This is a genomic window from Streptomyces niveiscabiei (genome assembly GCF_001419795.1).
GTDB lineage: Bacteria > Actinomycetota > Actinomycetes > Streptomycetales > Streptomycetaceae > Streptomyces > Streptomyces niveiscabiei.
This window is the reverse complement of record NZ_LIRL01000162.1, coordinates 1-5,409: the sequence shown is the minus strand read 5'-3', so window position 1 is coordinate 5,409 and position 5,409 is coordinate 1. Positions and strand designations below refer to the sequence as shown.

3 protein-coding genes and 2 pseudogenes are annotated in these 5,409 nt (G+C 71.6%); 2 read left to right on the top strand and 3 right to left on the bottom strand.

The window, feature by feature from the left end; genetic code table 11:
* A pseudogene (locus AOK24_RS09085) lies at positions 1-462 on the top strand (hypothetical protein); the annotation flags it as partial.
* Between the two features lie 134 nt (positions 463-596).
* On the opposite strand, the gene AOK24_RS09080 reads toward AOK24_RS09085, so the two are convergent.
* The 3 genes from AOK24_RS09080 to AOK24_RS09070 form a co-directional block, all read right to left on the bottom strand.
* Entirely contained in the window at positions 597-1,610 is a 1,014-nt protein-coding gene (locus tag AOK24_RS09080) for an endonuclease/exonuclease/phosphatase family protein (protein ID WP_055719542.1), read from the bottom strand.
* Positions 1,555-1,908: a hypothetical protein gene (locus AOK24_RS09075; RefSeq protein ID WP_055719541.1), complete on the bottom strand. Its 354-nt coding sequence runs from the start codon at positions 1,906-1,908 to the stop codon at positions 1,555-1,557. Before AOK24_RS09075 ends, AOK24_RS09080 begins: the two co-directional genes overlap by 56 nt.
* Before the next feature lie 155 nt (positions 1,909-2,063).
* Complete coding sequence (locus AOK24_RS09070; RefSeq protein ID WP_055719540.1) at positions 2,064-4,151, bottom strand: PhoX family protein; 2,088 nt, start codon at positions 4,149-4,151, stop codon at positions 2,064-2,066.
* A 312-nt stretch (positions 4,152-4,463) separates the two neighbouring features.
* On the opposite strand from AOK24_RS09070, the pseudogene AOK24_RS48400 reads away from it, so the two are divergent.
* A pseudogene (locus AOK24_RS48400) lies at positions 4,464-5,409 on the top strand (hypothetical protein); the annotation flags it as partial.

The window sequence follows — 5,409 nt, the reverse complement described above, 5'->3', positions numbered from 1 at the left end:
GCTCGCGGGGTGGGCGGCATGCGATCGGAGGGCACCTCGGAGCGTCAACTCGCCGTCGGGCACGGCTCGTTCGCGTCTTCCCCGGTGACCCTGCTGCCCCGGCAGAACCTGGACGCCCTACGCCGTGGGTATCACGTGCTGGACGTCGCCGGGTTCTGGCTGCCCGTCGCGGCCGTGGCGTTCGCCGGGGCCGGTATCGCGGTCGCCGGGTGCCGGCGCCGGGCCCTGACGGCGACCGCCCTGGGTACGGCGCTCGGTGGCGCGCTGCTCGGGCTCGCGGTCGCGGTCGCCCGTCACCTCACCCTCGACGGCCTCACCGACCCGACCCACCGGCTCGCCGCGGCGGCCGTGTACGACGCGCTGACCGAGACCTTGCGCACGGCGTCGTGGCTGCTGCTGGCCGGGGGGCTGGTGGTCGCGGGGGCTACGTGGGTGACGCGGGTGGTGCGGACCCGGGTGTGAGGGGGCGAGGTTGCTTCGGGGGGCTACCCCCCCCCGCTGAGGACCAGCGGCGTCCGCACGGGACTCGCCGCCGGAGGGGGTCAGCGGCGTCCGTGGAGGCCCCCCGCACAGAGCCCGGCACCCCCGGATGCTGTTCAGCCCCGCCGGTGCAGGGCGATGTTCACCAGCAGCGCGCGATGGTCCGTACCCGGCAGGTCGAGGAAGCGTGCGTGCGACGTCGAGAAGTCGTCGCTCAGCAGGACGTGGTCGATCTGGGTGCCGAACGTGGGGGTAGTACTTGAGGGCCAGCTCGGCTCGTGGCTCTTTCCGGTGAGGCGGGCTGCGTCGTGGAGGCCCGTGCCGAGGATGCGGCGGAAGGCGGCGTGGTCCTGGGAGGCGTTGAAGTCCCCCGCGAGTACTACGGGTCCGGTCTGCCGGGCCGCCCATGCCTGGATGCGGCCCAACTCACGCTTCCATAGGCCAACTTGACCGGGCAACGGCGGTTTCGGGTGGGCGAGCTGGAGGCGTACGGCGGTGCCGTCGACGTCGGCCACCGCGCCCGGCATGCCCATCTCGGCGGGGATCGTCGCGGCCGGGGTGAGGGGGTAGCGGCTGAGGATGACGGACCCTACCGAGGTATCACCCTCGACCGCCTGGCGGTACGGGTAGGGGGTCGCGAGTTCGCGGCGCAGGGTCGCCTGGCAGCCGTACTCGCACTCCTGGACGAAGACGATGTCGGGGTTCTCGCGGCGTACGGCCCGCAGGAGGGCGTCGGTGGCCCAGCCGAACTCGACGTTGGAGGTCAGCACCTCCAGGCGGGCGGCGACCGGGCCGCCCGGTTCGCGAGCGGTGCCGTACGGCTGGAGGAACCAGGCCAGCGAGCCGAGGACGACGGCGGCCCAGAGGAGGCCGGGCCACCAGCGGGCGAGGAGGGAGAGGAGGGCGGCGGCGGTCGCGGGGACCAGCAACCACGGGAGGAACGCGAGGAGTTGGGGTACCGGGGTGACCGCGTCGGTGCCGGTGGCCCGGCAGCCGGCGATCACGCTCACCCCGGCCAGCACCAGGCCCGCGCACCAGGCGCCGGCTGTCCTCCCCCAGGGCCGTGCGGCCGGGTCAGCGGAACTCCCGGACGACCTCGATGCGTCCGACGATGTGCTCGTTGAACTCATCCAGCTCCTCCGCGGGCACCCACAGCTCCAGAATGGTCTTCCCACCAGCCTGCCGCACGGGATACCGCGCCAAGAACGCGCTCTCCACCTCGAACCGCGTCACATACCCCACCCCCGACGCCGGCACGTTCCAGTCCCGCGCGATCCGTACGGCGTAGTCCTCATTGAGTACGGGATAGAAGATCGGCTGCTCCGCCAGCCGAGGCGGCCACGCCGTCCACCCACTCGCCTCGACCAACGCGAGTTCCTCGGGACCGGTGGGACGCCAGAGGGTGGTGGTAAGGGTCGTAGTACTCATGAGTGACGACCGTAGTCGTACCCCTGTGGGGTGAGCGAGGCGGTTTCCGTGGCGCGCGGGGGCGCCCCCGCCGGGAGGCTGCGGTTCTCGGCGGGGGCGGGGGTCGACTGGGCGTTCGCTGCCTGGCCGGACAAGTCCGGCCAGGCATACGGGAGTTAAACGCCGATGTCGCGGCCGTCCGTGCGCCAGACCGAGACGACCGCGGGGCGGACGATCTTGCCGGGGCCGTCGGGCCAGGTGGAGGCGGGCTTTTCGACGGAGGCGCCGTCGATTTCGCCGGGGTGCTGGACGGAGACGAGGACGCGGCGGTCCTGGATGAGCGGGCCGCAGGTCTCCGCGCCGGTCGGCACCGTGAGGAACTGCTTCAGCTCACCCCGGCGCGGGCCCTTGGTCGCGACGCCGAACAGGCCGTCGTGGGAACCGAGTTGGTTGCCGTCGGTGGAGATCCACAGGTTGCCGTGCGGGTCGAAGGCGACGTTGTCCGGGCAGGAGATGGGGCTGACCGCGGACTTGGGGAATCCGGCGAAGTAGGTGTTCGGGTCGTTCGGGTCACCGGCGACGAGGAACAGCGTCCAGCCGAACCTCAGCGACTCGGGACGGCCCCGGTGCTCGGTCAACTCCAGTACGTGGCCGTGCTTGTTGGCGTTGCGCGGGTTCGCCTCGTCCGCCTTCGCGTTCGAACCGACGCCCCGGTTCGAGTTGTTGGTGAGCGCGACGTACACCTTGCCGGTGACGGGGGAGGGTTCGATGTCCTCGGGCCGGTCCATCTTCGTCGCGCCGACCTTGTCCCCGGCGAGCCGCGTGAAGACGAACACCTCCTCGGCGGTCATGCCCTCGACGTGCGAGACGGCGCCCTTCGCGGTCGCCGTGGCCAGCGGGATCCACTCGCCGCTGCCGTCGAACTCCCCGTCGGCGGGCAGCTTTCCGGTCCCGTCGATCTCGATCGCGGGCGAGTTGCCGGTCAACTTCGCGACGTACAGGGTGCCTTCGTCGAGCAGCGAGAGGTTGTGCTCGCGCACGGCACGCGACGAACCGCGCTTCATCCGCTTGCTGCCGACGAACTTGTAGAAGTAGTCGAAGCGTTCGTCGTCGCCGGAGTAGATCACCGGGCGCCCGTCGGCGGTGAGGCGGACGGTCGCGGCCTCGTGCTTGAACCGGCCGAGCGCGGTGTGCTTGCGCGGCGTGGAGGAGGGGTCGTACGGGTCGAACTCGACGACGTACCCGAAGCGGTGGACCTCGTTCGGCTCCTGCGCGATGTCGAACCGCTTGTCGAAGCGTTCCCACTTGCGCTCGGTGGCGCCGGTGCCGATGCCGTACCGCTTGTCGGTCGCGCGCGAGGAGTTCGCGAAGTACTGGTTGAAGTTCTCCTCGCCGTGCAGCGTCGTACCCCAGGGTGTCGTACCTCCGGAGCAGTTGTTCAGCGTCCCGTACACCTTGCGGCCGGTCGGGTCGGCGGAGGTCTTCAGCAGGTCGGACCCGGCGGCGGGCCCGGTCAGCCGGAACTCGGTGGTCGCGGTGACCCGCCGGTTGAGGTGGTGGCGGGGTACGACGGTGAGCTTGCCGGTCCTGCGGTCCTCCTGGACGACGACGGCGGCGAGGCCGTGCGCGGCCCAGGCGACCTCGACCTGCTGACGCGTCGGGTTCGCCGGGTCGTAGCCCCGGAACATGAGGATCTCGTCGGTGTACTCGTGGTTGGCGACGAGGAGCTGGCGGTCGCACTCGCCCGGCAGGGGGAGGAGGGCGAGGAAGTCGTTGTTGTACCCGAACTGGCCGGCCTGCGCGGCACCGGTCTGGTTCTCCGGGTCGAACGCGGGAGCGCCCTTCACGATGGGCTCGCCCCAGCGGACGACGACGTTCTGCCCGTAGCCCTCGGGTATGACGACCGCGTCGGTGCGGTTGGGGGCGACGGCGCCGTACCGGAGGCCGCGGGCGGCCTGCCCGGACGGGTTGCCGTAGCTCCCGGGTACTACCGGTTTAGCCGCGAGGGGGGAGGCGTCGGCCGACGGCGCGTTCGTGACCGTGGCCGCGCCGGCCGCTGCGGCGACGGTGACCACGGCGGCGGCCCGCACCATCGCGCGGCGGCTGAGCGCACCGGCGATCACGTCTCCGACGTACTCGTTGTCGCTGGTGTTGGGCACCTCGTGGAAGCAGGCGTCACCACACCGGAAACGGCAGGTCAGGGCGGATCGGCCGCCCGGATGGGAACCGGTCTGCGTGGTGATGATCGGCAGCAGCTTGCGCACTTTGCTCTCCCCTTGCGTGCCCTTGGTGTCAGCGTGACGCTAGGGGTGCCTTTGTGCCGGAGTGGGGCTGGTGAGTGAACGGTGGATGAACGGGTGGGGGACGTGCGGGGTGTTGCCGGGCCCTTCGGTGAACACCCTTGTGGGGACGTGGAGTTGGCCGGTTTACGTTGCCGCCGGTCGGTGGCGGGTGTTTGACACCCGGCCCCTTTTCCCGCTCACCCCTGCCCATGATCGCCATGTGGGGCCGCTAACCTTACGTGTCCGTCCTGGCCAGGGATTGACGGGCTTCAACTCACGCGAAGGGTTGCGCACATGGGTATTCTCACTCTCCTGCGAAACGCGTTCGGCAGGTCACGCAAGGAGCGTGCCGCCGAAGCAGAGGGTGCGGACCAGGTCCCTTCCCAGCAGGAGCCTGCGGCGCAGAGCCCGGTCGAGGACCCCACACCGGCGCCCGCTCCTTCCCCGGCGCCGACTCCTTCCTCGGCCCCCGCGCCTTCGCCCGTCCCCGAGCCCCGCCAGTCCGACTCGTCCGAGCACGACCTCGTCGCGGCGGCCTTCGACAACGTGAAGGTCCCGACACCGACGCGGTCCCCGGAGGGGGCGGCCAAGGGCGAGATTGAGACGGCGGAGGTCTCGGCCGAGGCGAAGCCGGAGACCGGGGCCGGGACCGACGCCGGCGTCGAAGCTCCGGCTGAGGCCGAGTCGGTCGCGGGAGCTACGGGTACCCCCGGTACCGCTGAGGTATCGGAGGAGGCCGACGCCGGTACTACCTCCGCCGTAGGGGCTGTGGAGGTCCCCCAGGAGACCGAGGCGGACGAGGCGCCTGCGGCTGCGGCCGAGGTCACGGAGACGCCGGAGGCCGAGGTCGAGCCCGTCGAGACGCCGGCCGCCACGGAAGCCCAAGCCGAGACCGACACCGAGCCCGAGGTCACCGAAGCGCCGGTCGCCGAGGAGCCCGCCGCCGAAGCGGAGGCCGTGGACACGGCGCAGGCCCAGGAGGAGACCGAGCCCGAGTCGGCGGAACCCACGGAAACGCCGGCCGCCGAGCCGACGCCGGAACCGGCGGCGGAAACCGAGACCTCCCCTGCGGAGATCCCGGCACCCCCCGTAGTACCGGTACTCCCCACGACCACCCCCGAGGAGCCCGAGGCCAAGCCGGAGCTGCCGTCCCCCGCGTCCGACGACGCCCCCGAAGCAACGTCGGCCCCCACCGACGGCGTAACTCCTGAGGCCGAGCCGCTCACCACGGAGCCCGCCC

What these genes read in the sequence shown, in the direction of transcription:
- AOK24_RS09080 (WP_055719542.1), bottom strand. Translation starts at nt 1,610, where the DNA reads ATGAGTTCAACGAGCACATCGTCGGACGCATCGAGGTCGTCCGGGAGT.
- AOK24_RS09075 (WP_055719541.1), bottom strand. Translation starts at nt 1,908, where the DNA reads ATGAGTACTACGACCCTTACCACCACCCTCTGGCGTCCCACCGGTCCC.